Genomic DNA, 2,842 nt, shown 5'->3' on the forward strand with positions numbered 1-2,842 from the left:
TCACCAAATCATCTGGCATCGAGCGCGACATCGACCTGATCGCGCCAATGGCGGCCGAGGGCATGGCGGCGGCCTACATCTCGCTGACCACGCTGGATGGCGGGCTGGCTCGCATCCTCGAGCCTCGTGCGGCGCAGCCCGATCGGCGGTTGAAGACGATCGAGCGGCTGGTCAAGGCCGGTATTCCGGTGGGCGTCAGCGCTTCGCCGATGATCCCGTTCATCAACGAGCCTGAGCTCGAGCGCATCCTCGAAGCAGCGGCGCAAGCCGGCGCGACCCGGGCCTTCAGCATCGTGATCCGCCTGCCGTGGGAGGTGAACCCGTTGTTCCAGCAGTGGCTGGAGGCGCATTTCCCCGAGCGGGCCAAGCGTGTGATGGCGCGCATCCGCGACATGCGAGGCGGCAAAGACTACGACGCGAAATTCGGCAGCCGCATGACCGGGCATGGTGTGTGGGCTGATCTCATTCGCCAGCGCTTCCACAAGGCGGCGTCGCGGCTGGGGCTGCTCAACGACCGGACCGAGCTGGACATGACGCGTTTCGTGCGCCAGCCCAAGGTCAAACTGAAGCCGGTGCTGCCGCCGGCTGATCCGCCGGCGCAGCAGAGCCTGTTCTAGCCGGCGTCGCTGGGCTCGGTGGCCAGGGCCGGGGCGTCCTGCACCTCTGCATTTGCGGCGTCAACTGTTCCCGCTGTGCTGGGCTCGTCGGTGGCCGGCGTCGCTGCCGGGGCGGCACCTGGTGCCGGTGCCGCGGCCGCTCGCAGAGCCAGCCCGCCAGACTGGCGGTTGGCGCCGCTGCTGAAACCGGGCATCGTCGCCGAGGCCAGCTTGGCGTACAGCTCGTCCGCTTGCGATTGCAGGTCGGCGGCGTCGGCGATCTTCTCGGCGTGGCGCTGCAGCACCATGCGAGCCATGTCGATCAGCTTGGTGTTCAGGGTCTTGGCGCCATGCGTGAGCAAGGCCTTGGCGGCGGCTCGCGGCTCGCCGTTCAGGCTGTGGTTCATCGCGGCTTCGGCCAGGGCCAATATCTTGGCGTGGGCGCCCCGCACCTGCTCGGCATAAGGCGGGTAGACGCCGCAGGCCTTGGCCAGCAGCTCAGACAGGCTTTTCGACACGCAAAAGCGCATCGCGATCGTTTCGATCCACTCGTTGGCGGCGTCCAGTTGCAGCTCGGCGGCCGCCAGCTCTGACAACAGCGACACCATGTTCAACGCGGCTTCGATGTCGAAGTTCGGCTGCCTGATGTCCTGGGCCATCTGACGCAGCTCTTCGAGCACACGGGCCAACTGGCGGCCCTGCATCAGGCACAAGGTGTCGATCAGCGCTGCAAAGCGGCGCAGGCGAGGACTGTTCGGCGCCTTTTCCAGCACGTGGCGGACGTTGTCGGCGCAGCGCTGCAGGCCCTTGCCGTCCTTGTCGCGAAACCGAGCAAAGGCCAGCAGCACCATCGACTGCAGGTCGAACATCTTCGACGTGATGCCGATGGCGGCAGCACGCTCCAGCGCGCGCCGCGCCTCGGCATGTTCACCGCAGTAGAAGGCCAGCATGCCCTGGCGCTGCAGCCGCTCGATCGAGCCTGGCGTCAGCTGAGTGGCCATGCGGTAGGTTTCCAGCGCCTCGGTCAGCGAGCCCTGTTCCACGTGCACCCGGCCCATGACATCGTAGGCRTCGGCATGGCTGGGGTCGTCGGCAATCAACACCTCCAGCGTGCGACGGGCCTGTTGAACCTTGCCGCCTTCGAGCTGCGAGCGGGCAATGCCGAGCTTTGCCCAGGGCAGGGCCTGGGCGTCGATGACAGCCTGGAAGAGCGTTTGTGCCGCGTCGGTCTTTCCGATCCGCAACAGCAGCTCGGCGCCGATGCGGGYGGCGTACAGCCAGTACTCCGCCTTCGCCTGGAAGCGGACCAGGCACAGCCGGGCGGCCTGGTCGAAGTCGCCGGCTTCGATCGCCGTGAAGATGTCGCGCAACACGCGCTTGCGCTTGCGCGCTTGCAGCAGCCGGTCGGCCAGCGATGAGGCTGCAAAGGGTTTGAGCAGGTAGCTGTCGAGTGCCGATTCAGCGGCTTCGGCGACCGCCGTGTAGCTGGCCTCGCCGGTCACCATCACGAAGACGGTGGAAAACGGCAGCAACTGGGCACGGCGCAGGTCGTCCAGCAGCGACTGGCCGGAGGAGGCGCCGTCCTGGAAGTGCTGTTCGCACAGCACCAGATCGAACTCGCGGGCTTCCAGTTGCTTGCGTGCATCGGCCACGCGGTTGCATTGAATGACCGTGCCCACGCCCAGGTCGCGCAGCTGCGAAGCGATGATGCTGCGCGAGGTGGGATGACCATCGATGATCAGCGCCTTGCAGCTGCTGAAATCGTGGTCCGCGCGGGTCACCGACCGTCTCCTCGACGCGCCGGCGAAACTTCAGCAGGGGTGTGGAACAGGCAGGTGGACATGCGGCCGACGCCAGGCAAGGTGTGCCGCTGGAAGATCCCAACGGCCTTGTCTGTGCATATCGGCCGCGGCCAACGCTACTTGAACAGGTCCTTCACCCGGTCCGTCCAGCTTTTGGCGTTCGGCGAGTGGCGCTCGCCGCCCTTCTTGAGCGATTCGTCCAGTTCCTTGAGCAATTTGCGTTGGTGCTCGGTCAGCTTGACCGGCGTTTCCACGGTGACGTGGCAGTACAGATCGCCCGGGTAGCTGGAGCGGATGCCCTTGATGCCCTTGCCGCGCAGGCGGAAGGTCTTGCCGTGCTGCGTGCCTTCCGGCAGCTCGATCTCGACCTTGCTGGACAGCGTCGGCACCTCGACCGATCCGCCCAGGGCCGCTATCACCATGCCGACGGGCACCGTGCAATGC

At 66.4% G+C, this 2,842-nt stretch carries 3 protein-coding genes; 1 reads left to right on the forward strand and 2 read right to left on the reverse strand.

Going from position 1 to position 2,842, the window contains the following annotated elements:
- The coding region (locus AC1DYI_RS31580; RefSeq protein WP_477208065.1) for an SPL family radical SAM protein at positions 1-617 on the forward strand (617 nt) is incomplete at its 5' end.
- On the opposite strand, the gene AC1DYI_RS31585 is transcribed toward AC1DYI_RS31580, so the two are convergent.
- Complete coding sequence (locus AC1DYI_RS31585; RefSeq protein WP_477208066.1) at positions 614-2,377, reverse strand: response regulator; 1,764 nt, start codon at positions 2,375-2,377, stop codon at positions 614-616. The genes AC1DYI_RS31580 and AC1DYI_RS31585 overlap by 4 nt on opposite strands.
- Before the next feature lie 137 nt (positions 2,378-2,514).
- Positions 2,515-2,842 (reverse strand): DnaJ C-terminal domain-containing protein (locus AC1DYI_RS31590; RefSeq protein ID WP_477208067.1); only part of this gene is annotated, 328 nt, incomplete at its 5' end.

The organism is Ideonella sp. P3_A4 (assembly GCF_056403075.1).